The following is a 23,547-nucleotide window of genomic DNA, read 5'->3' as shown; positions in this document are numbered from 1 at the left end:
ATGGGAAAAACATTATTATTTTTACTCTTAACCCTGCAGCTCGCTAGCTGTCAAAACCATAATAGCAATAATAAGAATATGAATGAACCACAATATGAATGGGGCATAGCGGTGAATACTCCCATAGGCTACCCTATACGTTTTTATGCCGCTATGGTGGGAGGAACTCCCATTGTAGGAGAGTTGTACACTGAAAAAGAAGAACCCGATTGGGGAAATGCTTTTGGTTATGAAAGCACTTCAATGGACAAGCTACCTAAAAGCGTAGATATGGTATGGCTATCCTATAAAGAAGATTGTTTCTATAGGCTCAAAACGGCTATTGATTACGAAAAGATAGCAAAACTTTTTAGAGAAGGTTTTAATCAAAGAGTACCTAATGGAGAAGTAAGACATAAAACCTATGATACTATAGTAGTGGGTATTGCCCCTGGTGGCGTAGTAGTGTTATGGGCAGGTAGAGGTTATAAAAAAATTACTGAAATAGGAAGATACCAAGCCGAAAAAATAGATTTGAAAGAGCCACCTGGGTTAGATAGTCACGAACGCCTTATATTTAGCAAAGAGGATAGAGAAGAGGTTTTAAATAGTGACTTAACAATTCCTAAAGCAGTACGCGAAGCCAATAAAAACAAACCTATCCCCTTTGGCTTATGGGATAGTTATAGAAACCATCAATACCAATGGTTCCCTGTCTATGAAATTCCCAATGGGAAAATAGGTGATGTCAATTACCGCTATTGGAATGGAGAAGCTGGAGCTACCTTGTATACTGATTTCGCTTCCTATATGGGTAAAGAAGATTTCTTCTATTTAGAAGAACCTATTCAAAAACGTCCCTTGTTTAAAGAATTAGTAATTTGGTATAAAGCAGAAAACGGAGAAAAATATTTGGCTGAAGTAAGTTTTGATTGGGAAGCAGTAGTAGCAGCTTATCAAAAAGTATTTGGAAAAGAAGCTGATAAAGTAACGGCTCACTTAGATATTCGCGTAAATCGCAACAATACCTACCTCACCTTTCAATTGATAGGTGATAATGACAAACAAACTTTTTTAGAACCTAAAACATTAGAAATTTCAAAATTTACAGAGGAAGATATTATTCCTCCTACCCCTTTTGAATAATAAAAACTTGACTAAACTATGGCACAAACATTTGTATACAACTCAGGGACTTACCAAGAAACCAACTCTGGAACAATTCATTTAGAGTTTGGATTGTTTTTTGATGGCACTCTTAATAGTGTTAAAAATACAGAGTTAAGGTTAACTGTGCTCAACCAAAATGACCTTAAAATTCTTCCTTCTGATGATGAAAAAGAGGTAAAAAGAAAGGAAGAAGAGTTGAAATATCGAAGAAGTGGTATTTCTGATGAACTTTTTGAATCTCTGATACATAATGTATATATAAGAAATATAGAGAACTCAAGGGACATTACTGATTATCGCAGAGCTGATGAAAGAGGTTTTTTTGATAGAATGGGAGTAGACAATAGTCTGATGAACGATTATACCAATGTAGCCCGTATGTGGAATTGTTGTAATGATAATTATCGTATCTATATAGAAGGTATTGGTACACTTGATAGACAAAAAGATATAAGTGCAGGCTTTCAATTTGGTTCAGGTGATACAGGTATTAGAGGAAAAGTACGTAGAGGTTGTTATGAATTGGCTAAGAAAATTAACGAGAAATTACCCCAAAAAACAGATGAGGTTATCAAGGTCACCTTGGATGTGTTTGGTTTTAGTCGTGGGGCTGCAGCAGCACGTAATTTTCTCTACGAAGTAAATGTTTCTAATAAGAGAGAAGAAGATACTAAATTAGATAAAAGATTTGAAAGAACAGGGAAAAGACCATCTAATGAGGGTAATCGTTATGGTTACAATGAGTATGCTTATTTTTATTATGATAAGGACAGTGTAAGAGTAAATATAGATTTCTTTGAAGAAGATAAATGGCCTAAATATGGCTACTTAGGATACTATCTATTAAAAGAAGGAATAAATCCTAAAATATTAGATAAGATATGGTTAGAGATAAGATTTGTAGGGATTTATGACACTGTTTCTTCCTATGAAGAATTTGGAAATATAAGCGGGCTTGACTTACTTGATAAAGGTATACAACATAGTAAAAAAAGTTTTTTTGATGATGATGTAGAACAACTACAACTCAATAATTTGGGTAAATTCCAAAAAGCAGTTCATTTTACAGCTATGAATGAACATCGCGAAAACTTTGCTTTAACAAAAATGCGTGTAGAAAATTGTATAGAAAAGACTTTCCCTGGAGTCCATTGCGATATAGGAGGTGCTTATGAAACAGGTACTGAATATGTTGATGAAATAGAAATTGATTATGATATTACTAATATTATTAATCATATATACTTAGACGCATTCCAACAGTATCTTATTTTAGAACATTGGTATAAGGAAGATCAATTAGATCAAATTTCTGATAAAAGCTATTTCAAACTTTCAGGCACTCGTTTTTTACGAAAAGAATATAGTTATATCCCTCTACATTTTATGCAGCAATTTTTTAATGAGTTTTTAGGGAATAGCTATGCAAATGTAATTAGTAAAAATGTTGTTACTAATTATCCTATTTCTGATCCTCAAGACGAAATACTCATAAAAGTTAAAGAACGTTTGAGGAAATATGTCTTTAGAGATGAGAATAAAAAAGAAGAGGAAAGATCAGAAGAAGAAAAAGAGTGGAGATTTATTCCAGATTGTGAAATTGAAAATAAATATAACCAAATAAGGGATGAAGTCCTCATGGAAATAACACAACGTGCTTTAAAAGAAATGCAAGAAAGAGACAGAGAAGAAAATAGAAGACTAATTAAAGAAAGTTTAAAAATAAGAGATAGTTCTAACAAAAATGTATACTTCCCTCCAAAAAAACAAACAAGAGATGGAGAAATAAATGCAGAAATTTATAGTAGAAATTCGGTATTTGAAGAACAAAAAATTTTAAGAATTCTCCGCAATAAATATCTCCATTGGTCAGCTAATAGAGATTGGTTTGGTATGCAACCAACTTCTGATAGAAAACGCAAAGAATATTAGAGATGAAAAATGAAAAATACCTCATAGAAAGTGTTGTAACTAAGGATTATACTACGCCTTATGCTCAAAAGGATACTTATAAACGTCTTATAGAGATTTGGTACTTAGGTAAAAAAGCAGATTTAGCTTATTATCAAATAATGACTATAAAGTATATATTTCCTGAAGAAAATACAATAAATACTTTATTGCGAAAAATAGCCTCTACTTTCAATTACTTGGAAGTAGGTATCAGTGAAGAAAATAGAATAGCCAAAGTATTCAATCTTTCTGCTATTAAAATCAAATGGAAAAAGATACAACTATCTATTACTACCAATCATAAAGGTTATGAAATAGAGTACTATTGCGCTTCTATTACTAACCTACTAGAAGATGAACAAAGTTTTATTGCTTTCCTTAATCAAAATAATATGTTAGGATTACTTTTTAACGGACATCACAAAGAGAATGATAAAGTAATTTGCAAAGGTGAAGACCTACTTGAATATAGAAATAGTATTCTTATAGAATCTATTGTAAATGAAATAAATAACAACACAAATTTAAAATACTCATTGTTATGGCTTGGTTCTTTGGAAATAAACAACAAAAATACATAGAAAATTTAGAGAAGAATAATAAAAAGCGTCAAGAAAAGGAGCGTGAAGAGGCTGAAATCATTACCATTGGTAAAGCAACTCCAGAACAACAAGAGGAACGAGCTTCTCAAGTTGTAGCTCAGCGTAACCAAAAAAGAATGGAAGCTATTGAAGAAGAGCAAGAAAAAGAAGATAAAGCTCAAGAAGACCAGCTTTTTGTTATTAATGGGGCAAAAGTAAAATTTGGTCCTCATATAGGAACATTTAAAGTGCTAAGTGACACCCCTACCATTCAAAGTAAAACCGTAGGAACTCAGATAGAAAATGCCCCTTTGAACTTTACTTTTGAAGATGGCTTTCAGCTCTTGACACTGACTCAGTGGCAAGATATGGGAGATGCTAAGTTTCAGGGTAATGTAGCTCTAATAAAGAAATCTACTATTGTAAGCACAGGTAAGATGTCTCCAGCCAATGCTCCTATTGAAAGTGGTAAAATAGAGTTCATAGACTCAGGACAAATAAATATTCCTGAAAATATAGATACTACAGGGATGCCTCTGTTAGCAAATAATAATCCTCCTTGTATAAAGGAAGTCAATTTTTTTACTTCTGATGGCAAGGAAATTCTCAAAAATGGCAAAACACATAACCTCTGTTATGGGGAACCTTTTTATATAGAAGTAATCACTGAGAACATTCCTGATGACACTCCAATGACAATCACTCTAAAAGATACAAAGATTAGTTTTGAGGGGCAACTTAAAGAAAACAAAATAAAAACAACACTTCTTTCTATTCCTATATCTTGTTATGATGAGTCTAAAGAGAACTATATCTATGAAAAATACATAACAGAAGTAAAACAATATCAAGAGTTTGAGTTTGAGTTTAAAATTGGAGAAAATGAAAGCAAAATTAGTGCTGATAATAATATAATTATACCTTACACTTATCGTAGAAATTATGAGGAATTAGTGGGGTTGTTTGCTACAAGTAATAACAAAAATAATGATATAAAAAAGAACTATGAGAATGATTTTATTAATAATAAAGAATTCCAAATAAAAAATATTGTTGAAAATTTCACTAATTATTTAGAAAATAGTAATTTAACTATTGAAGATATAAAGAAACAAGTAGAGAAAGAAGCTAAAAATCTTTGGAAAGCAGCCATTGCAGGAGTACAAAAAGACAAATTAGATGACCGTCCCTTGTATTGGGCAAGAAATAAAATGCAAGTAGCTTTAAAACGGTATTATTTGTTTAAAAATGACATTGATTTTGAGAAAAGTATAGTGAAGAAAAACTCTAATTTGGAGGAAATAATCATTACCTTTGAAGAGAAAAGCCGAAATTATACAGGAATTGATTTTTCAAAAGCCCCTAAAGGGACAAAAAAAATATTGATAACTGGGTTTGACCCATTTATACTCAATGAGTTTAACAATAAAGAAATAGAGGAGTATTCTCCTAATATAAAACAATCTAATCCCAGTGGGGTTGTAGCATTGGCATTAAATGGTAACACAGAATTAGGAGGCTATATACAAACAATGATAGTTCCTGTTCGTTATACTGATTTTGATAGTAGTCAAGATAGAAAAAATGGACAAGGCGAGGGTATTATTGAAAAGTATATAAAACCTTTTATTGAAAAGAAAGGAGAAGTAGATATGATAATTACTATAAGTCAAGCAGATGCAGAATATAATATTGATGTATTTGCTACTGCTACTCGTGGAGGATTTAATGATAATATGAATTTTATAAGAGAAGATGGAAGTAAAGCTATACCTGGAGGAGCTGAAACTATAAAAACAACTTTACCAAAAAAAATGGTTGATAGTAAGTTAGGAACTAATTATAATGGCAGATATTTTATAACTAAAAAAGATTTTGATGATTATTATAAAGGAGATTATTCAAAAGATTTTTTTTTAGATATAAATGATGATTTACCTCAATTATCTATCTATTATGGACCCGGAGGTAATTATTTATCTAATGAAATATTTTACCGAGTGGCTAAGTTAAGAGAATCCTTACAGCCTAAGTTACCCACAGGGCATTTTCATATTCGAAAAATACAAGGAGTTAAAGAAGAATTAGTTCCAGAAAAAGTGAAAGAATTAATAACTATTATAAAAGAAACTATCAAAAATGCACTACAACACTGACATTATGAAAAAATGTATCAATATTATTGAGTTTGATACAGACAAAAAACTCTATTGTTCGAATACTTTTATTTCTGAAGAGGGAGTGAAAAAAGCCTCTCACGCAGTTTGTTTGTCTGAAAATAATTTTTGCATACAACTTTCCAATGTTCCTCCTCAATATTATTTTCCTCGAAATTTTAAGACTATTTATAGCGTTACTGATGGTGAAAACACTATGCAAATAAATTCATTCATAGGACCGATTTGGGCTCATAAATATATTAAAAATGTACCTTTTATACCAGGAGTTTTTGACCTTAAAAAGGAATATTTTATAAAAGACCCTATTACAGAAAAACTAATTTATTATCCTGAAATTATAATAAAGGGAAAAGATATTCCCGTAGCAGAACTTATGCAAGATTATGTTTTTGGTGAAGAATTATTTGATTTTTATCTTGAAGAGAAGAAACGTACTTTTGATAAAATAAAATTTCAGATGTATGACATATCTAATTCTTTGTTTTTTAGCTTAATCCCTTTTGAAAATACAAAAGAAAATATAAAAAAATGAGAAGGAAAATAAGCTTATAAACTCAAAAGAATTTATCAAGGGTAGATTCAAGTCATAACGCCAATAGAGAGGGGCTTATTCCTCTCCCTCTTCTTTCCTTATTAAATGTGCTAATTCAGGGTCATTTTCAATGCGAGTGAGCTCATCGGTGATGAGTTGGATGATATCGGTTTTTACCTGCTTATAGTTGGCTTGTATTTGTTGTTGCATTTGGTCTTCTCCGTTTTCGTCTTCAAAGGAGAGGATTTGAGGTATTTTTTGGTAGGCTTTACTCTCAGCAACTACTTTCTCATTATCTACTATAATCTGAGCGTGGAATATCTTCTGCTCGATACGCTCGTCAAAATTATCAGAAACAGCTCCTACAAACATCCCTTGGGTAAGATTAGATATTTTACTAGCAGGAATCAAACTATCCAATTGTGTAGATATGGAGGTAGAGGTATCATTGCGGTTGATAGTAGTAGATTGCCTTTTCTGTAATACCTTTCCAAAACGTTCAGAAAGGGTTTTAGCTGTTTCCCCTACTACTTGTCCACTAAAGATATTCCCCACTGTATTTTGTATCACCTTGCTTTCCTTATCGCCATAATCACGAGTGAGCTGTGAGTAATCTTGAAAACCTAAACAAACGGCTACTTTATTGCTTCGGGCAGTAGCTATCAAGTTGTCCAAGCCTCTAAAATAAATCGTAGGCAACTCGTCAATAATTACAGAGGATTTGAGCTGTCCTTTCTTGTTGATGAGCTTTACAATACGCGAATTGTACAAACCCAAAGCTGCCGAATAGATATTTTGCCTATCAGGATTGTTGCCTACACAGAGGATTTTAGGTTCTTTAGGGTTATTGATATCCAATGAAAAATCATCTCCTGTCATTACCCAATAGAGTTGAGGTGAAATCATTCGGGAGAGTGGTATTTTAGCACTAGCTATCTGCCCTTGTAGCTGGTCTTGTGCACCTCCTTGCCAAGCATCCATAAAAGGCGATAGGTAATTCTCAAGTTCGGGGTACGAGGTGAGAATAGTAAAAACATCAGCATAAGGCTTGTTCAATAACTCGATGGCGTGTGGGAAAGTACAGTACTTACCACCTTTGTAAATCTTCAAAAACCAAATAATAGCTGCCAATAGAATGATAGGTGACTCTACAAAGAAATCACCTTGCTTTTGAATCCACGAGCGGTTGAGATTGAGCATAATCGTATAAGCAGATTCATAAGCATCGGAAATATCGCTCATAAAGTTGGGATTAATAGGATTACAGCGATGACTACGGCGAGGATCATCAAAGTTTATTACATAGAACTTGGGCTTTACCTTGTACTTGTCTAAGTTCTTCAGTAGGTGATTATAGGCAATGGTAGAGAGGTCGTCGAACTTAAAGTCGTAGATGTACATTGCAAAACCCTTTTCAATTTGTTGTTTGATATAGTTGTTCACAATAGCATAAGACTTACCAGAACCAGGAGTCCCCAGCACTATGGTTGCCCGAAAGGGATTTACCACATTGATCCAGCCTTTGTTCCACTTCTTGCGGTAGTAGAACAAAGTAGGTAGATTCACAGAATACTCGTTTTTCATCAGGCGTGTTTCCTGCATAAACGACTCGTTTTCGTTGTTGAAAACATCGTCTAAAAGGTTGTCTTTTAACAAGCGACTCATCCACGAACCTGCCATAAGGAGCGCTATGTAGCCCAAAGATAGGGTAAGGATATAAAAAAAGGCAACCACTGAAGCAGGAAGTCGCAAGTACAAAATCCAAAAGTTACCAAAGTAAAGAGTAGCTCCTACTCCCAGAGCGATGTAAATCTTTCGCCAAGTAATTTTGTCGTTTTTTACACCTGTTGTTCCCAAACAGCTCAGGGCTAAGAGCAGGAGAGCAAAGCATTTGGTGTATAGCGGGTGAGAGAACAGTCGTGCTGTTCGTTGGAAGTTGGTCAGGATTCTATCTACTACGGCTAATATCCATTTTTCGCCTTGGAAAAAGCCGTAACAATACCAATAGAGGTGCATCAGTACTATGAGAATACTTACCGCACGCATAAAAGCCATAATCTTGGCTAATGCTCTTAAATCATCATCGTTTTGCATATTTATTTCTGTCTTTAGTGTTTATCAATATTTTTTAGTTTCGTTTATCCTTCGCCCATCCTTCGTTCAAATACTTAGTATAACTACATTTAGGATTGAGTTTTTATTTTTCGCCGTTTGGCAGTAGCACGTTTCATTCTTCTGGTAAAATCCTCTTCTTCGTAGTCTACCCCTTGATCATCCAAAGAGAAAAGAGTAAAGAAAGTATTTAAGGCTGAGTCCTTGCCAAAATCCTCTTGGTAATGTGTCCAAGAAGTATCAGAGAAAGTATCCTCTTCAACAGTGCTAGTATTGTTATGATTTTTACTTGCATAAGGAGTTACAGACGACATATTTACCTCAGAGGTTAAAGCAGGAGCAGGCTCTTCTAACGACTTTAACCACTGATGAAAAACATTGGCAGAAAACTCCTTCCCCAGCTGAGAGCCATTATACACACATCGGCTGTTGTGGTCAATAAAGGTTACCCCGTAGGTTCTCCCCTCTTTGTTTTCACGAAAGACGACCTCAATACCTTTAGCTTTTAGTTTTTGAATAAATTCACTTTTACTATGAGTTGTTTCTTTGGCAAAGGTTATATGCGTTTTTAAGGAAGTGGTGTCTTGTCCTCTTAAGTAATCGTGTTCTTTTTGTAAATGTTTTTCGATATAAGGTAAGCATAGTGTTTTGCCGATCTTGGAGGCTTTAAAAGGATGGCTTGCCTTATTGCCATTTTCATCCAATACCACATATACCAAACCCTTCTTAGGAATACCTTGTAGTTCGCCTTCTACCTTTTCTACCGCTATGTTAAACTGATTGAGCAAGGCGTTGAACGTTCCTAACGAGGTAAAATGATAGTGTTTTAGCAATTGTTTTACAGTATGAATCAGTTGCTTTTTAAGGTCGTTTTGTCGGTAATCTAAGGGGACTAATTTAGACAAAGGCAAGAGCTCATCATCTGTTAGCTGTGAATCATTGGTGATAGCAGGGATAAGTTGGTATTTTGTTTCCAGCTCTCGGCATACTTTCATTGAGCGTATTTTTTCAAAAGTATCAGGGATTTTCTTACCTTCTTCGTCTATCCCCAGCGATACAATGTGAATGTGTTTGCGCTCAATATCTGAATGTTTGTAAACCACAAAAGGTTGGTTGCCAAAGCCCATCTGTTGCATATAGTCAGTAGCCAACTTTACAAAGGTTTCATCGCTTACCTTATCGTTAGGATCGGGATTGAGGGAGATGTGTAGGATAGGTTTTTCTGTCCTTATGTTGGCATAGAGATAAGAGGCAAAGGAACGAGATACTTCCGAAATGCCTACACTTCCTTGCAGAGGTTGTATCACTTTTTGAGCGTATAATACCTCTCCTTGTCCTTTAGCTACCTTGTTGTGATTGTACAAAAGTACCCCTAACAGCTGCGCTCCTCGATGTATTTTTGCTATCATAACTCGCTGTTTTGCGTCTTAAAAACTACCTTAGTTTTTGTTCTATTTGCTGAGAAAGCTCTAATATTTGTTTGCAGATAGCAATCAATTGGGTAGTTTCTTTCTCCAATTTATAGAGGTAAGCAGCCGCTTTCTTCTCCGAAAAATTGCGGTAGAGTATCTTTACAATCTGATTGTAATTCACCCCTACCGAACGAAATTGTGCATAGAGTTCAGTGAGTTTGGTGTAATAATCTAAAGCAGATTTATCAATTTTCACCACTTTTATCTCTCGGTTAAAAAGCAAAGAGGTGATAAAATGCGCTTTGACTTTCATTCCTGATTGCTCGAAAAGCGAGAGAAACTGATTGTTTTCTTCTTCATTCAATCGAAAAACATATCTAAAAGAAGCAGGATTTATCTTTTTATTCCTACCTGTCGAGTGTTTGTGAGTTGTTTTCTGTAAGGTCATATAAATTCAGTGTTAGTAAAAAACCACGACTTCGGAGTGCGTTTTAAGCTCCCTGCAAGGGCAAGTGGTTTTGAGGTGCCTACACGCCTAATGCGTACCTCAAAACACAACTTGCTCTGTTCGGGTGAACAGAAAATTCTCCCTAACGGTCGAATTTTAATTAGCCATAAAGATAGAAATTAACACTACGAGCGGGTAAAGTGATTTCAGGGTGCAAAACAAGTAATTTCTTAGCAAAGGATTTGTATATAACACAAAGCCAATCACTTCCTTACAAAGCCATTTACAACCCTACATAAGGGTATATGTATATTTGTATGTTCCTTTGCACCTGCATACCAAAGCAAGTATGTACAGAAGTAAAAATGCAATTAGGTAGCTATGTAGCTACAAAGCTATAAAGCTATAGAAGTATGTACATACGCAAGTAATTAGATAATTAGCCAATTACTTATGTGAGTAAATACTTACTTATAGAGGTAGTTAGATAATTGGCTAATTACAGATAGTTGTATTTGAATAGCTATGCACTTATATACTCACTGAATTACAAACATATTTAAACATATATATATGACATCAACGACAAAATTCATTAGCTTTTCTACCCAGAAAGGAGGGGTAGGAAAAAGCACTTTTACCACCTTAGTAGCCAGCTTGCTACATTACCGAATGGGCTACAATGTAGCGGTGATGGATTGTGATTATCCACAATACAGCCTACACCGAATGCGAGAACAAGATCTCAAAACAGTGATGAACAACGAGCATTTTAAGAAAGCTGCTCATAGACAGTTTAGTGAGCTTAACAAAAAGGCATACCCCATAATACAATGTAAGCCCAATGAAGCCCTTGAAAAGGCACAACAGCTCATTGCAGAGACACCTTTCCCTATAGAGGTTATCCTCTTTGATATGCCAGGGACAGTAAACACCGCAGGGATATTGACCCTGTTAGCTCAAATGCATCACATTTTCTCACCTATCACTGCCGATAGAATGGTGATTGAAAGTACTTTGAGTTTTACTGAGGTACTTTCCAATATCATCGCTAAGAATACCGAAAGTACTATTAAAAGCGTGCATTTGTTTTGGAATCAGGTAGATGGGAGAGAAAAATCGCCTTTGTACAAGATTTACGAGCAAGTGATCGCTGATTTAGGTTTGAACCTAATGCAAGCCTACATCTCTGATAGTAAGCGTTTCCGAAAAGATGGCACAGAAAACCAACGATTGGTATTCCGTTCTACCTTAATGCCTGCTGATGAGAAGTTGATGAGTGCTTGTCATTTGGACGACTTTATTAATGAGTTGGTACAGATTATTCAGTAAAACCTAAAGATATGAAGACAATAAAACCTATAGACGAAAACGAACTAATGGAGCTAATGGCAGGCAAGCAACCCACGCCTGCTCCTGCCATTGCTACAGCTCCAATAGAGACAGAGAAAGCACCCCAGAAACCAGCTCCTACCAAAAAGAAAAAGGCAGAACTCTATGAGTATGAAAGTTATTTTTTTGAGCAGGGAGAGACTTCAGCAAGGGAAGGAAAATCGGTGTATATACGCCCTGAGTTTCACCAGCGGATAGCCCGTATTGTACAGGTGATAGGAGAAGACAAGATCAGTCTATATAACTATTTAGACAATGTACTTAAAGCGCATTTCGAGCAGTACCAAGAGGAAATTACACAGAGTTTCGAACAGAAATACAAACCTATATTTTAACAATGGAAAAGATTATCATTTTACTACTTATCGTGGTGATTTTGTTGTTGCTATCGGACAAAATGCCTGTAACACTTTCTAAAAAGAGAGCTGCCCAACCTAAAGCTACTCCTATACCCAAACCAGCTCTTTCAACTTCGGTAATGGGGGAAAGTAGGTTTGTGCCTCCTGCAAAGGTAGTCTCTACAGCTATTCCCTTAACAGAAAAGGAGCAACAGGATATTCTGACAGAATGGAATGAGGAACCTCTCGTAAACCTTGAAGATGAGGAAGAGGATTTGTGCAGTTATCGCACAGAGGCAGAGGACAATGATTTTGCCACAGGGCTTTCGTTTGAGGACTTGGAAATGGTAGCTACTTTCCTCTCTGAGGACAAAGAAGAGGTTACCACCGAGAACATAGAGCTACTACAAAAAGTAGAGGGCACGAGTTTATTGGAAGCCATAGAAAAAGCCTTGCCCCAAGCGACTCTTAAAGTAAGTGCGCTCTTGGAGAAGGTGTTGCCTAAATCTGTAGAGAGTAAAACGGAGTTTGATATTAGGAAGTTTGTGTGAGGGGAGAATAATTAGTCAGGAAGAACAACTTTTCCACTATTTGACAACTTCATTTCTCCAAAGCGTATATCCTTTAAGATATTATTATCTTCAAAGCTTCTTGTTCTAAAAGGACAGAATATTTTTATTTCCTTTTCAGAATAAATTTCACTTAACTTTAAAGCACAAGCCATAGAAGTTCGTCCAAGTGTTAAAATATCATCAATAATAATTATACTTGTCTCTGGAATTATAATATTATTCACAGCTAAACTATCTAAATGAGTCTGTACTGAATTTCTTGTCTCTGCTGAATATTGACTACTTGATTTAGGAATAGATTTTATTCTTTGAATACATTCGTGAACTCCATTACCTAATCCTTTCACTACAAATATATCAGCCAATACTTTTGTTGGGAAAACAGCTCCTTTTGTAAGAGGAGCACTTCGAGGAACAGGAATTAAAACAGTATCCTTAAAAAAAGATTGTTTTCCTTCCTTTATAATTTCATCTGCTAATGATTTTGCAAATAAAATATCACCATTTTTACATTTTCCTGCTAAGATTCGTGATTGGGAGGCTTTTTCTGATTGACCTCTAGGAGAATATATTAAAAAAGTAAAATATTTAAAATGCATAATTGACTTCTCTTGTAGTTAAAAACGGAATATTTTCTATTAGAAAATTAACATTTTCTCTTGTTAATACTTCTGCTCCATATTTCAACATCTCTTTTGCCCAAGTAATATTTGGATTTTTTATAACATTTTCTAAAATAAAAACACTACGTCCTAATCTTAAGGCTTCCCATCCTTGATGTTTTGTTCCACTTTTTTCACTGGCTTCAATAATAATAGTAGCATCACTTATTAATGCCATTGTTCTATTTCTAATTGGAAAATTCTTAAGTGAAGTAGGATAATTTTCAGGGAATTGAGATATTAAAAGGTGCTCTGTAGCTATTTTATTTTGAAGGAGTTCATTTTCTTTTGGGTAATATTGGTTCAAAGAAGTTCCTATAACTGCGATTGTATTTCCTCCTTTTTCTATGGTTTTTTGATGAGCTACTGTATCCACTCCCAATGCTAATCCACTTACTACTATAATATCATTTTCTAATAGAATTTCTACAATTTTACTTGTTCTTTTAATACCATTTTCTGATACATTTCTTGAACCAACAACAGAAACTCTCCTTCCTTTTTCCAAAAGAGAAAAATTCCCCTCATAAAACAATTGTCTAGGGCTATATTTTCTTTCTATTTCTGTTAAATTATCAATGTAACGTTCAACAATATTCATATTATAAATTTAAAAAAAACTTAAATTTTCTCAAAAATTTCTTTTATATAGTTAAATCCTTGATGTAAATATTTTGTAGGTATCATATATTGAGAATGAATAGATTTTTGAAGAATTCTTTTTAACCTTTCTATCTCATCTATCGAAATAAAATGTATTATATCTTCTTTTATTTGAACTTTATCTTTTTGATTTCTTTCATATATGGCTATTAGAATAGGAGTTTTGGTAAAAGATTGCATATTTAAATGCTTTGATAAATTATCACATTCAAAATAAAAGAAAGTTTCTCTTGGAGTCCTATCGAATTTATAAAAGGTTTTACATTTTACATCAATTTCTATATTACCAAAATTTCTAACTAAATAGTCTCCTCGTTTTATAGGCTTATCAACATTGTTAGTATATATTTTAAAACTTTCTTGATTTTGATTTAAATCCTCAAGTATAAAACCTTCTTTGTCAGCTTGTTTTTTGAAAAGATGTTGAGCCCTTATACCTATTCTAAAATCTTCGTTTGCAAGAGCTTTATATATCTCACTTTCAGAAATTTTAAAAGGTCTCCATTTTTCCTCTCCCTGATAAATAATAGTATTTTCTGTTATTGCATCCTCGTAAACCAACTCTTCATAAGTTTCTTTAAAGCAATGCTCTAACTTCCCATCTATCAAATTTATAAGATGGTATCCCATAATTTAATTTTATTCTCGTTGCAAAACTACGAAAAAAAACTTAAACAACAAACAAATTGTAATTTCTTTACCAAAATGTTTTAAGTATCATAAACAACAAGCCATTCCCCGCCATTTTCAGCCACCTACTACCACACTTGCCCCCAGCTCTTTATCTTCCTTTACTTTTGCACCAAATTTTAAAATAACAGATTATCAATGAAGCGAAAATCAATTCTAAAACGGCTCCTTCTGCTGACGATGATAGGAGTTACACAATTTTCCATTGCTCAGGGCAATGGTGTAGGAGGTATCAACGAAGCTACCCGTATGGTTACCTCGTATTTTGACCCTGCTACCAAACTCATCTATGCCATAGGGGCTGTGGTGGGACTCATCGGTGGGGTGAAGGTATATAACAAGTTTAGTAGCGGTGACCCCGATACCAGCAAAACGGCTGCCAGTTGGTTTGGGGCTTGTATCTTCCTAATTGTAGCGGCTACTATCTTGCGTTCGTTCTTCTTATAAACTTATGGAGACAAAAAACAGCTATTCTATCAACAAAGGCATCGGCAGAAGTGTAGAGTTCAAAGGACTCAAAGCGCAGTACCTCTTCATCTTTGCAGGGGGACTGCTCTCGGTGCTTATCTTGGTGATGATCCTCTACACGGTAGGAGTCAATTCTTTTGTATGCTTGGGGGTAGGCGTTAGTATGGTCAGCCTTGTGGTTTGGCAGACTTTTTCACTAAACCAGAAATACGGTGAACACGGCCTGATGAAACAAGCAGCTCGCAAACGCCACCCCAAATACCTACGTCACCAAAGATCACCACGCCAATTTATTCGTTACCCTAAACCTAAAACAACCCTCAATGAGAAATAGTTCTAAAATCAACACCTTAGAGAGTAAATTCCCTATTCTTGCTATAGAACAAGACTGCTTGCTCACCAAAGAAGCCGACATCAGCGTCGGCTTCGAGGTGCAGCTCCCAGAGCTCTTTACCATTTCGGGTGAGGACTATGAGATACTCCACTCACTTTGGCATAAGGCTATCAAAGTATTGCCACAGTATACCGTTATCCACAAACAGGACTGGTTTATCAAGGAACAATACGAACCTGAACTGCAAGGAGAGAACCTGAGTTTTCTCTCTCATTCGTACGAAAAGCATTTTAACGAACGTCCGTTCTTAAATCACAGATGCTACCTATTTATCACCCAAACCACTAAAAACCGAATGAGAGCCCAAAGCAACTTTTCCTCCCTTTGCAAAGGAAACTTCTTGCCTAAGGAGCTCACTAACCGAGTACACGCCACTCAATTTTTGGAAGCGGTAGCGCAGTTAGAGCGTATTTTAAACGACTCTAACCTGATAAAGCTCCGCCAGCTCAAAACAGAGGACTATATAGGCACTCCCCACAAAAAGGGACTCTTTGAGCAGTATCTCAGCCTTTCCACCGATGAGAAAGAGAGCCTGCAAGATATATGCCTCTCTGCCGAGCAAATGCGCATTGGTAACCAAAGACTCTGTGTGCATACCTTATCAGATACAGAAGACTTGCCTTCTAAGGTACAAGCCGATAGCCGTTACGAGCGACTCTCTACCGATAAGAGCGATTGCCGTTTGTCGTTTGCAGCCCCTGTGGGCTTGCTACTGAGTTGTAACCATATTTACAACCAATATCTGTTCTTGGACAATTCTGATGAGAACCTCAGACAGTTTGAGAAGTCAGCACGCAATATGCACTCGCTTTCAAGGTACAGCCGTAGCAACCAAATCAACAAAGAATGGATAGAGCAATACCTCAATGAGGCACACTCTTACGGACTTTCCTCTATCAGAGCGCACTTTAATGTGATGGCGTGGTCGGACAAACCACAAGAGCTTAGGAGCATTAAAAACGATGTGGGTAGTGCTTTAGCCTCAATGGAGTGCAAGCCTCGCCATAACACCATTGATACGGCAACTCTCTATTGGGCAGGTATAGCTGGCAATGCAGCTGACTTCCCCAGTGAAGAGACTTTCTATACTTTTATAGAGCCCGCTTTGTGCTTTTTCACTCAGGAGACCAACTATCAAAGTTCTTCCAGTCCTTTTGGCATTAAGATGGCCGACAGGCTCACAGGCAAGCCTATCCATTTGGATATCTCTGATGAACCTATGAAGAAAGGGATTATCACCAACCGTAATAAGTTCGTCTTAGGACCTTCGGGTAGTGGCAAATCCTTCTTCACGAACCACTTAGTGCGCCAATATTACGAACAAGGTACGCATATCGTTTTAGTAGATACAGGGAACTCCTACCAAGGGGTCTGTGAGCTTATTCACCACAAGACCAAAGGCAAAGATGGGATTTACTTTACTTATACCGAAGACAATCCCATTGCTTTTAACCCTTTTTATACTGATGATGGAGTGTTTGACATCGAAAAGCGAGAGAGTATCAAAACACTGATACTCACCCTTTGGAAGCGAGACAATGAGCCTCCTACACGTGCGGAAGAGGTAGCCCTTTCCAATGCGGTGAACCTTTACCTGCAATTGGTAAAAGACAATCCCTCGCACACGCCCTCTTTCAATGGCTTTTATGAGTATATCAAGAATGACTACCGAGCCATACTACAAGAGAAGCAGGTAAGAGAAAAGGACTTTGACTTGGCTAACTTCCTCAATGTGTTAGAGCCTTATTACAAAGGAGGTGAATACGACTATCTGCTCAATTCCGATAAGGAATTAGACCTGCTTTCCAAACGCTTTATCGTCTTTGAAATTGATGCGATTAAAGACCACCCCATACTCTTTCCTGTGGTTACTATCATCATTATGGAGGTGTTTATCAATAAGATGAGGCGTCTGAAGGGGATCCGCAAGATGATTCTCATCGAAGAAGCGTGGAAAGCGATTGCCAAAGAAGGAATGGCAGAGTACATCAAGTACCTATTCAAAACCGTGCGTAAGTTCTTTGGAGAGGCAGTGATTGTAACCCAAGAGGTAGATGATATTATTCATTCACCTATCGTGAAGGAATCTATCATCAACAACTCCGATTGCAAGATATTGCTCGACCAGCGCAAGTATATGAACAAGTTCGATGCTATCCAAGCGATGTTAGGGCTTACCGAGAAAGAGAAGTCGCAAATCCTATCTATCAATCTCTCCAACGACTCTCGTCGCAAATACAAAGAAGTGTGGATAGGCTTAGGAGGTACACACTCTGCGGTGTATGCTACAGAGGTAAGCCGAGAAGAATACTTTGCCTACACCACCGAAGAGAGTGAAAAACACCAAGTGATGGAACTCTCCGAGAAGTTAGACGGCAATTTAGAAAAAGCCATCGTACAAATGGCTAATGGACTGTAATAAACTAATAATCATACGTAAATCATAATAATTAAAGTCAATGAAGAAAATGTTATTAACGGGGCTTTTTGCTATAGCTATGCTGGCAAGCCCCAAACTAAGCGCACAATGGGTAGTAACTGACCCGACTAATTTTGCTCAGAGCATTATCAACACTACCCAACAGATAGTGCAGACCTCCTCAACGGCTAAGAATATGCTCAACAACTTCCGAGAGGTGGAAAAGCTCTATAACCAAGGCAAGGAGTATTACGATGCTCTGAAAAAGGTAAATAACTTGGTAAAAGATGCCCGCAAAGTACAGGAAACGGTGCTACTGGTGGGTGACATCTCCAAGATGTATGTAACCAACTTCAAGAAGATGAGCCAAGACCCTAACTTCTCCTCTCAAGAGTTGTCAGCTATTGCCAATGGCTACTCCAAGCTCTTGGGCGAAAGTTCTAAGCTACTCAAAGACCTGCAACAAATCGTCAATAGCTCCTCACTCTCTATGAACGACAAAGAGCGTATGGATATTATCGACAAGGTGCATAAGGAAGTGAAAGAGTACTATAACTTAGTACGTTACTACACCCAGAAGAACATATCGGTAAGCTACCTACGAGCTAAGAAGCAAAACGATGCGCAAAAGGTACTCTCACTCTATGGAACGGAACTCAAATACTGGTAAAAAACTGATAAATGGAAAATCTACACCAAATACTCCGTACTTTATACGATGAGATGATGCCCCTAACAGCTCAGATGTCTGCCATAGCCAAAGGCTTGGCAGGCTTAGGGGCACTGTTCTATGTGGCAATGCGTATATGGCAAGCCTTAGCCCGTGCCGAACCTGTGGATGTATATCCCTTGCTCCGTCCCTTTGCCATAGGGCTGTGTGTAATATTTTTCCCTACTCTGGTGTTAGGAACAATGAATACAGTGTTAAGCCCTGTGGTAACAGGTACCCATAGCATCTTAGAAGGACAAACACTCGATTTGCACAAACTACAAGAGCAAAAAGACCGATTAGAGCGAGAGGCACAATTGCGCAACCCCGAAACTGCCTATCTCGTCTCGGATGAAGAGTTTGACAAAAAGATTGATGAATTGGGCTGGATGCCCGAAGATATGGCTGTAATGGCAGGAATGTATATTGAAAGAGGGATGTATGACCTCAAGCAAAGCATCCGATCGTGGTTTCGTGAGCTACTCGAAATGCTCTTTCAAGCAGCCGCTTTAGTGATTGATACCATACGGACTTTCTTTCTTGTGGTGATGTCTATTTTAGGACCTATAGCCTTTGCCATTTCGGTATGGGATGGATTTCAATCTACCTTACTACAATGGGTTACTCGTTATGTAAGTGTCTATCTATGGCTTCCTGTATCCGATTTGTTCAGTGCTATTTTAGCACGTATCCAATCCCTTATATTACAAAGAGACATTGAGCAACTCTCTGACCCAAGTTTCATTCCTGATACTACCAACACAGCCTACATTATCTTTATGGTCATTGGTATCATAGGCTATTTTACCATTCCTACTGTGGCAGGTTGGATCATACAAGCAGGAGGTATGGGTAATTATGGTAGAAATGTAAACCAAGCTACCTCTAATGCAGGTAATATAGCAGGTGCAGGAGCTGGCTCTCTTTCAGGTAATATTACAGGTAGGTTAATGAAGTAAAAACAAGTCTAATTGAATACTAAAATTAATGGAATTTAAAATCTTTAGAAACATCGAAAACGGATTCAAGCAAATCCGTATGTATGCCATAGCCTTTGCTGTGCTCTGCTCAGGCGTGAGTATCTTCGCTGTAGGCTATGCCTATTACTTTGCCGAGAAACAGCGCGAGAAAATCTATGTGTTAGACAACGGTAAATCACTAATGCTGGCACTCTCTCAAGATGAGAAAATCAATCGCCCTGTCGAGGCTAAAGAACACGTGCGCAGGTTTCACGAACTCTTCTTCAACTTAGCCCCAGATAAAAAAGCAATTGAAGACAATACCAAACGTGCCTTTTTTATGGCTGATAAATCTGCCTTTAACTACTATAAAGATTTGGCTGAAAAAGGCTATTACAACCGCATCATCTCTGGCAATATCCTCCAACGGGTAGTCATCGACAGCGTGCGCTGTAACTTTAATAACTATCCTTATCAGGTGGAAACCTTTGCCAAGCAGTTCATCACCCGCGCCAGCAACATCACCGAAAGGAGTCTTATTACCTCCTGCAGGTTGATTAACTCCGTGCGTTCTGATAACAACCCTCAGGGATTTATCATCGAACAGTTCAATGTAATAGAAAACAAAGACCTTAGAACCGTAGAGAGATGATAGCCAAAATCCAAAGAGAGATACATTCTCTAAAAAAGCAAACTCAAAGCTATTGCCAGGGACTTTCACCCTCACAAAGAAAACGCTTGGTACTCTTAGCCTTTGCAGTCTACTCGCTACTTACTCTTTTTATACTATGGCACGCTTACCAAGAGTACCACCAAGGCGAAGCCCCTGCCATACAGCATATTGACAACAAGACTATTGTACCTACTGAGGGGAATACCCCAAAAAAGGATTCGTTAATTTTTAAACAACTTAATAATGGAAAAGAACACACCCCTTCCAGAGCAAAACGGTAATACCCCTGCCTCAGATAAGGCTAACGCTCCTTCTTCTACACCGAGTTTCTTAGTCAGTGAAGAAGAGGAAAAAGCCCTCCAAGAGCGCAATGAGGAAAAAGCCCTTGCTAAAAAACAACAACTCAAGAAAATCATCATCTATGCCCTAATGGGGATAATCTTCCTCGCTTGTATGTATCTGCTTTTTGGTGGCGGAAGTGAGCAAGAGCAAACACAAGTAGGCATCAATGAGGCAATACCACAAGCTACCGAAACCCTCTTGCCTTCTGATAAGGAAAAAGCCTATGAAGAAGCCCTCTTAGAAGAAAAAGAAGCTGATAAAAAAGCCTCTCTCAATGCGCTGTCGGACTATTGGCAGGAAGACGAAGGCGAGGAGTATCCCGAAGCTATCGAGGAGGAAGAAGAACCCACTCCACGTTATCGCAAGGCTACCCCTAATGCCTTTGAGCGTTCCGCTCAGTCTTATCGCGATATTCACCAGACTTTAGGCAGTTTCTACCAAGACAATAGTGCTTACGAGGAGCAACAACGACTCAAAGAAGAGATAGCCTCTCTTAAGTCTCAACTCTCCAACAAGCAAGATCCAACCTCTATAGATGCCCAAATGGCATTGATGGAAAAGTCTTATGAAATGGCTTCAAGATATTTGCCTAAAGGACAACAAAACCCTTCAATGATGGGGGGTGCAGGCTTACAAGAGGGCGAGGGGAACAATAGTAGCGAAGCTGACAATGCAGAACAGAGTAAAAACATCGCTCCTGTCTATACCCCAGAGGAAAAGGTAGTCAGTCGTTTGCCCCGCAAGCAGTCCGAGAAGGAGGCTCTGCAAGAATGGGTAAAGGAGCAACAGACCGCTTTTTTCAATGGCGAGAGCTTTAAGCCACAAGGTAGTATCCTAAAGAATAGCATTCGTGCTTGTACGCATATCGAACAGCTATTAGGAGAAAACTCAAGGGTGCAGCTAAGACTCTTAGAACCTATACGAGTAGCAGGCATACTCATTCCCAAAGGAGAACTGCTTACAGCCTCTGCTAAAGTGAGTGGTGATAGATTGTTACTCACCGTAAAATCCTTAGAGTACAAGGGCAAGGTAATTCCTGTCTCTATAGCTGCCTACGACATCGATGGGCAACAAGGGTTATACCTGCCTGCTTCTTCCGATGCCAATGCCTTTAGAGAGATAGCAGCAGGAATGAGCAAAAGTTCAGGGAGTAGCTTTACCTTTAGCTCTTCCGCCAAAGACCAAATTGTCTCTGAGCTGAGCAAAGGGGTCGTGCAAGGAGGTACGTCCTATCTTTCTAAAAAGATTGCACAGCCTTCCATAAGGGTTAAAGCAGGTTATCAGCTCCTGCTCATCTCTAAAAAATAGCCTTTCAGACAAACCTATAAACACACAACAAAGCACAAGCACAAAACAACACAATTATTTATTTTTCAATCTATTAAACACACTTAACATTATTTATTTATGCGTAAATTACACTTATTATTATCGGTAACAATGCTTACCGTTACTGTGCAAGCTCAGAATGAGGCAAAGGAAAACACAGCCCTCAGTACTGAGAAAAAGGAACTTTTAGCACAATCAGGAAAAGTAGTACCTTACCCTTTGCAGGTGGCTTATGACCAAACAACCCATCTTATCTTTCCTGCTTCTATCCGCTATGTGGATTTAGGCAGTGAAAACTTAGTAGCTGACAAGGTCAAAGATGCCGAGAATGTACTAAGGGTAAAGGCAGCTAAAACAGACTTTACCGATAGCACCAACCTATCGGTTATCACTCAAGACGGAGGCTTTTATAGCTTTGAAGTAAGTTATCACACCACGCCACAGCCTCTTACCATTGATTTTGGTAGAGGAATGCCCCAAGGCAATAATGTGAAGTCGGATATTCTCTTCTCCGATACAGGCTGGGAATCACCTGCAGTAGCGCAAATTATTATGTCATCTATCTACCATCAGAAGAAGAATTACATCAAGCATATAGGTTCGGAGAATGCAGGTATACAATGGCTACTAAAAGGTATCTATGTACACAATAGCAAGCTCTATATAGATGTGCAATTGTCCAATCGCTCTAACCTGCCTTTTGAAGTAGATTTTATCATTTTTAAAATCATTGATAAGAAGACCACCAAAAAGAGCATTGTACAGGAAGTGCCCGTTGAGCCCTTGCGCGTATACCAACCTATATCGCTACTAAAGGCGCATAAAGAAGCCCGCTCGGTGTATATGTTAGACCAACTCACCCTCTCTGATGACAAGGTTTTGCGGGTAGAAATCTTTGAAAAGAACGGCTCTCGTTACCAATCGTTCCTCATCACCAACGAGGAGATTATAGCCGCTCGCCCTATTGAACAGTTTAACCTTAAATTCTAAAGGCAATGCTAAGAATTATCACTTGTATTTGTCTGTGCTTTTTAGGAGGCTCCATTGCCCAGGCACAGCGATTGTTACCCAAGCAAAAAGGGATCTCGCTCTCTTGGGTTGTGCCTCCAGAGGCTTTTACTTCCTCTTTTTCTGATGATTTTGGGGTGCAGTTGGGCTATAGTATCAATGCTAAAAGGGGTAACTACAAGCATTTTGCCCTTGAATATCAAAGACGATTGTACCCTTACAAGAGTCTGAATATACCTGTTGAGAGGTATATAGGTGCGGGAGGTTATAGCTTTGCCTTGATCAGCGACAGCAGTAAAACGGTAGCTTTGAACTTGGGAGCAGAAGCTCTTTTGGGCTATGAGATAGTCAATCATAGCAAAAGTCTCCTTCCTGATGGAGCTTTGCTAAAGAATGAAAATAATTTTCTCTATGGCGCACAGGTAGGTTTGCAGATAGAGACTTACCTAAGTGATCATTTTTTAGTGCTTTGCTCTGGCAAGGTAGCAGCTCTGTGGGGAAGTTCCTTTGAGCTACTGCGTCCCTGTGCTACTGTAGGACTGCGTTATATGTTTTAACCTTT

25 protein-coding genes are annotated in these 23,547 nt (G+C 37.5%); 19 read left to right on the top strand and 6 right to left on the bottom strand.

Annotated elements, in window-relative coordinates; all coding sequences use genetic code 11:
* The 5 genes from CBG49_RS10610 to CBG49_RS10590 are packed head-to-tail and all read left to right on the top strand — an operon-like array spanning position 1 to position 6,395.
* A complete protein-coding gene (locus CBG49_RS10610) occupies positions 1–1,125 on the top strand; it encodes a DUF2931 family protein (RefSeq protein ID WP_088594440.1) in 1,125 nt (374 codons plus the stop codon).
* An 18-nt stretch (positions 1,126–1,143) separates the two neighbouring features.
* On the top strand, positions 1,144–3,081 hold the full coding sequence (locus CBG49_RS10605) for a phospholipase effector Tle1 domain-containing protein (protein ID WP_088594439.1): 1,938 nt from the start codon (positions 1,144–1,146) through the stop codon (positions 3,079–3,081).
* Positions 3,082–3,083: 2 nt separating this feature from the next.
* Positions 3,084–3,683: a hypothetical protein gene (locus CBG49_RS10600; protein WP_088594438.1), complete on the top strand. Its 600-nt coding sequence runs from the start codon at positions 3,084–3,086 to the stop codon at positions 3,681–3,683.
* Positions 3,644–5,839, top strand: coding sequence for a C15 family peptidase (locus tag CBG49_RS10595; protein ID WP_088594437.1), 2,196 nt, complete (start codon positions 3,644–3,646; stop codon positions 5,837–5,839). Before CBG49_RS10600 ends, CBG49_RS10595 begins: the two co-directional genes overlap by 40 nt.
* A gap of 4 nt (positions 5,840–5,843) precedes the next feature.
* A complete protein-coding gene (locus CBG49_RS10590) occupies positions 5,844–6,395 on the top strand; it encodes a hypothetical protein (protein WP_157668386.1) in 552 nt (183 codons plus the stop codon).
* A gap of 75 nt (positions 6,396–6,470) precedes the next feature.
* Here CBG49_RS10590 and mobC read toward each other — a convergent pair whose 3' ends face one another.
* The 3 genes from mobC to mobA form a co-directional block, all read right to left on the bottom strand.
* Complete coding sequence (mobC, locus tag CBG49_RS10585) at positions 6,471–8,489, bottom strand: conjugal transfer protein MobC (protein WP_016479336.1); 2,019 nt, start codon at positions 8,487–8,489, stop codon at positions 6,471–6,473.
* An 89-nt stretch (positions 8,490–8,578) separates the two neighbouring features.
* Complete coding sequence (gene mobB / locus CBG49_RS10580) at positions 8,579–9,916, bottom strand: conjugal transfer protein MobB (protein ID WP_088594435.1); 1,338 nt, start codon at positions 9,914–9,916, stop codon at positions 8,579–8,581.
* Between the two features lie 25 nt (positions 9,917–9,941).
* Positions 9,942–10,367 carry a conjugal transfer protein MobA gene (gene mobA, locus CBG49_RS10575; RefSeq protein ID WP_016479334.1) on the bottom strand — a complete coding sequence of 142 codons (426 nt, stop codon included), beginning with the start codon at positions 10,365–10,367 and terminating at the stop codon, positions 9,942–9,944.
* 9 nt (positions 10,368–10,376) lie between these two features.
* Between mobA and CBG49_RS15870 the strand changes: the two genes are divergently transcribed.
* The 4 genes from CBG49_RS15870 to CBG49_RS10560 all read left to right on the top strand — a co-directional run bounded on the left by CBG49_RS15870 (position 10,377) and on the right by CBG49_RS10560 (position 12,648).
* The gene (locus CBG49_RS15870; protein ID WP_167372072.1) at positions 10,377–10,550 is read left to right on the top strand and encodes a hypothetical protein; all 174 of its coding nucleotides are present in this window, start codon (positions 10,377–10,379) and stop codon (positions 10,548–10,550) included.
* A gap of 390 nt (positions 10,551–10,940) precedes the next feature.
* A complete protein-coding gene (locus tag CBG49_RS10570) occupies positions 10,941–11,699 on the top strand; it encodes a ParA family protein (RefSeq protein WP_016479333.1) in 759 nt (252 codons plus the stop codon).
* Positions 11,700–11,710: 11 nt separating this feature from the next.
* A complete protein-coding gene (locus CBG49_RS10565) occupies positions 11,711–12,094 on the top strand; it encodes a DUF3408 domain-containing protein (RefSeq protein WP_016479332.1) in 384 nt (127 codons plus the stop codon).
* A 2-nt stretch (positions 12,095–12,096) separates the two neighbouring features.
* On the top strand, positions 12,097–12,648 hold the full coding sequence (locus CBG49_RS10560; protein ID WP_016479331.1) for a hypothetical protein: 552 nt from the start codon (positions 12,097–12,099) through the stop codon (positions 12,646–12,648).
* An 11-nt stretch (positions 12,649–12,659) separates the two neighbouring features.
* Here the strand turns inward: CBG49_RS10560 and CBG49_RS10555 are convergent, their stop codons facing one another.
* From CBG49_RS10555 to CBG49_RS10545, 3 genes are read right to left on the bottom strand one after another with little or no spacing between them, the layout of a single operon-like run.
* Positions 12,660–13,268, bottom strand: a complete 609-nt coding sequence (locus CBG49_RS10555; RefSeq protein ID WP_016479330.1) for a hypothetical protein — start codon at positions 13,266–13,268, stop codon at positions 12,660–12,662.
* Entirely contained in the window at positions 13,258–13,932 is a 675-nt protein-coding gene (locus tag CBG49_RS10550; protein WP_088594434.1) for a DNA-processing protein DprA, read from the bottom strand. The genes CBG49_RS10555 and CBG49_RS10550 overlap by 11 nt, the downstream gene beginning before the upstream one ends.
* 20 nt (positions 13,933–13,952) lie before the next feature.
* Positions 13,953–14,624, bottom strand: coding sequence for a hypothetical protein (locus CBG49_RS10545; RefSeq protein ID WP_016479328.1), 672 nt, complete (start codon positions 14,622–14,624; stop codon positions 13,953–13,955).
* Between the two features lie 240 nt (positions 14,625–14,864).
* On the opposite strand from CBG49_RS10545, the gene CBG49_RS10540 reads away from it, so the two are divergent.
* From CBG49_RS10540 to CBG49_RS10495, 10 genes are all read left to right on the top strand, one after another.
* Positions 14,865–15,131, top strand: coding sequence for a DUF4134 domain-containing protein (locus tag CBG49_RS10540; protein WP_074698907.1), 267 nt, complete (start codon positions 14,865–14,867; stop codon positions 15,129–15,131).
* Between the two features lie 4 nt (positions 15,132–15,135).
* Positions 15,136–15,486 (top strand): DUF4133 domain-containing protein, encoded by a 351-nt coding sequence (locus CBG49_RS10535; RefSeq protein ID WP_009750754.1) that lies wholly within the window; start codon positions 15,136–15,138, stop codon positions 15,484–15,486.
* The gene (locus CBG49_RS10530) at positions 15,476–17,965 is read left to right on the top strand and encodes a TraG family conjugative transposon ATPase (protein WP_016479327.1); all 2,490 of its coding nucleotides are present in this window, start codon (positions 15,476–15,478) and stop codon (positions 17,963–17,965) included. The genes CBG49_RS10535 and CBG49_RS10530 overlap by 11 nt, the downstream gene beginning before the upstream one ends.
* Positions 17,966–18,005: 40 nt before the next feature.
* The gene (locus CBG49_RS10525; protein ID WP_009389083.1) at positions 18,006–18,635 is read left to right on the top strand and encodes a DUF4141 domain-containing protein; all 630 of its coding nucleotides are present in this window, start codon (positions 18,006–18,008) and stop codon (positions 18,633–18,635) included.
* Positions 18,636–18,646: 11 nt separating this feature from the next.
* Positions 18,647–19,633, top strand: coding sequence for a conjugative transposon protein TraJ (gene traJ / locus CBG49_RS10520; protein WP_009389084.1), 987 nt, complete (start codon positions 18,647–18,649; stop codon positions 19,631–19,633).
* A gap of 28 nt (positions 19,634–19,661) precedes the next feature.
* Positions 19,662–20,285: a conjugative transposon protein TraK gene (gene traK / locus CBG49_RS10515; protein ID WP_016479325.1), complete on the top strand. Its 624-nt coding sequence runs from the start codon at positions 19,662–19,664 to the stop codon at positions 20,283–20,285.
* The gene (locus CBG49_RS10510; protein WP_016479324.1) at positions 20,282–20,587 is read left to right on the top strand and encodes a hypothetical protein; all 306 of its coding nucleotides are present in this window, start codon (positions 20,282–20,284) and stop codon (positions 20,585–20,587) included. Before traK ends, CBG49_RS10510 begins: the two co-directional genes overlap by 4 nt.
* Complete coding sequence (gene traM / locus CBG49_RS10505) at positions 20,550–21,956, top strand: conjugative transposon protein TraM (RefSeq protein WP_088594433.1); 1,407 nt, start codon at positions 20,550–20,552, stop codon at positions 21,954–21,956. The genes CBG49_RS10510 and traM overlap by 38 nt, the downstream gene beginning before the upstream one ends.
* A gap of 99 nt (positions 21,957–22,055) precedes the next feature.
* Entirely contained in the window at positions 22,056–22,967 is a 912-nt protein-coding gene (gene traN, locus CBG49_RS10500; protein WP_088594432.1) for a conjugative transposon protein TraN, read from the top strand.
* Positions 22,968–22,972: 5 nt separating this feature from the next.
* Positions 22,973–23,542 (top strand): conjugal transfer protein TraO, encoded by a 570-nt coding sequence (locus CBG49_RS10495; RefSeq protein WP_016479321.1) that lies wholly within the window; start codon positions 22,973–22,975, stop codon positions 23,540–23,542.
* Positions 23,543–23,547: the final 5 nt, after the last annotated feature.

The organism is Capnocytophaga endodontalis, from assembly GCF_002209445.1.
Taxonomy (GTDB): Bacteria; Bacteroidota; Bacteroidia; order Flavobacteriales; family Flavobacteriaceae; genus Capnocytophaga; species Capnocytophaga periodontitidis.
The sequence above is the reverse complement of the archived record's forward strand: the minus strand, read 5'-3'. Positions and strand labels throughout refer to the sequence as shown.

What these genes read in the sequence shown, in the direction of transcription:
- mobA (WP_016479334.1), bottom strand. Translation starts at nt 10,367, where the DNA reads ATGACCTTACAGAAAACAACTCACAAACACTCGACAGGTAGGAATAAA.
- CBG49_RS10535 (WP_009750754.1), top strand. Translation starts at nt 15,136, where the DNA reads ATGGAGACAAAAAACAGCTATTCTATCAACAAAGGCATCGGCAGAAGT.
- traJ (WP_009389084.1), top strand. Translation starts at nt 18,647, where the DNA reads ATGGAAAATCTACACCAAATACTCCGTACTTTATACGATGAGATGATG.
- CBG49_RS10610 (WP_088594440.1), top strand. Translation starts at nt 1, where the DNA reads ATGGGAAAAACATTATTATTTTTACTCTTAACCCTGCAGCTCGCTAGC.
- CBG49_RS10510 (WP_016479324.1), top strand. Translation starts at nt 20,282, where the DNA reads ATGATAGCCAAAATCCAAAGAGAGATACATTCTCTAAAAAAGCAAACT.
- CBG49_RS10570 (WP_016479333.1), top strand. Translation starts at nt 10,941, where the DNA reads ATGACATCAACGACAAAATTCATTAGCTTTTCTACCCAGAAAGGAGGG.
- CBG49_RS10555 (WP_016479330.1), bottom strand. Translation starts at nt 13,268, where the DNA reads ATGCATTTTAAATATTTTACTTTTTTAATATATTCTCCTAGAGGTCAA.
- CBG49_RS10545 (WP_016479328.1), bottom strand. Translation starts at nt 14,624, where the DNA reads ATGGGATACCATCTTATAAATTTGATAGATGGGAAGTTAGAGCATTGC.
- mobB (WP_088594435.1), bottom strand. Translation starts at nt 9,916, where the DNA reads ATGATAGCAAAAATACATCGAGGAGCGCAGCTGTTAGGGGTACTTTTG.
- CBG49_RS10565 (WP_016479332.1), top strand. Translation starts at nt 11,711, where the DNA reads ATGAAGACAATAAAACCTATAGACGAAAACGAACTAATGGAGCTAATG.
- CBG49_RS10525 (WP_009389083.1), top strand. Translation starts at nt 18,006, where the DNA reads ATGAAGAAAATGTTATTAACGGGGCTTTTTGCTATAGCTATGCTGGCA.
- CBG49_RS10600 (WP_088594438.1), top strand. Translation starts at nt 3,084, where the DNA reads ATGAAAAATGAAAAATACCTCATAGAAAGTGTTGTAACTAAGGATTAT.
- CBG49_RS10560 (WP_016479331.1), top strand. Translation starts at nt 12,097, where the DNA reads ATGGAAAAGATTATCATTTTACTACTTATCGTGGTGATTTTGTTGTTG.
- CBG49_RS10495 (WP_016479321.1), top strand. Translation starts at nt 22,973, where the DNA reads ATGCTAAGAATTATCACTTGTATTTGTCTGTGCTTTTTAGGAGGCTCC.
- CBG49_RS10530 (WP_016479327.1), top strand. Translation starts at nt 15,476, where the DNA reads ATGAGAAATAGTTCTAAAATCAACACCTTAGAGAGTAAATTCCCTATT.
- mobC (WP_016479336.1), bottom strand. Translation starts at nt 8,489, where the DNA reads ATGCAAAACGATGATGATTTAAGAGCATTAGCCAAGATTATGGCTTTT.
- CBG49_RS10590 (WP_157668386.1), top strand. Translation starts at nt 5,844, where the DNA reads ATGAAAAAATGTATCAATATTATTGAGTTTGATACAGACAAAAAACTC.
- CBG49_RS10540 (WP_074698907.1), top strand. Translation starts at nt 14,865, where the DNA reads ATGATAGGAGTTACACAATTTTCCATTGCTCAGGGCAATGGTGTAGGA.
- traN (WP_088594432.1), top strand. Translation starts at nt 22,056, where the DNA reads ATGCGTAAATTACACTTATTATTATCGGTAACAATGCTTACCGTTACT.
- traK (WP_016479325.1), top strand. Translation starts at nt 19,662, where the DNA reads ATGGAATTTAAAATCTTTAGAAACATCGAAAACGGATTCAAGCAAATC.
- CBG49_RS10595 (WP_088594437.1), top strand. Translation starts at nt 3,644, where the DNA reads ATGGCTTGGTTCTTTGGAAATAAACAACAAAAATACATAGAAAATTTA.
- CBG49_RS10605 (WP_088594439.1), top strand. Translation starts at nt 1,144, where the DNA reads ATGGCACAAACATTTGTATACAACTCAGGGACTTACCAAGAAACCAAC.
- traM (WP_088594433.1), top strand. Translation starts at nt 20,550, where the DNA reads ATGGAAAAGAACACACCCCTTCCAGAGCAAAACGGTAATACCCCTGCC.
- CBG49_RS10550 (WP_088594434.1), bottom strand. Translation starts at nt 13,932, where the DNA reads ATGAATATTGTTGAACGTTACATTGATAATTTAACAGAAATAGAAAGA.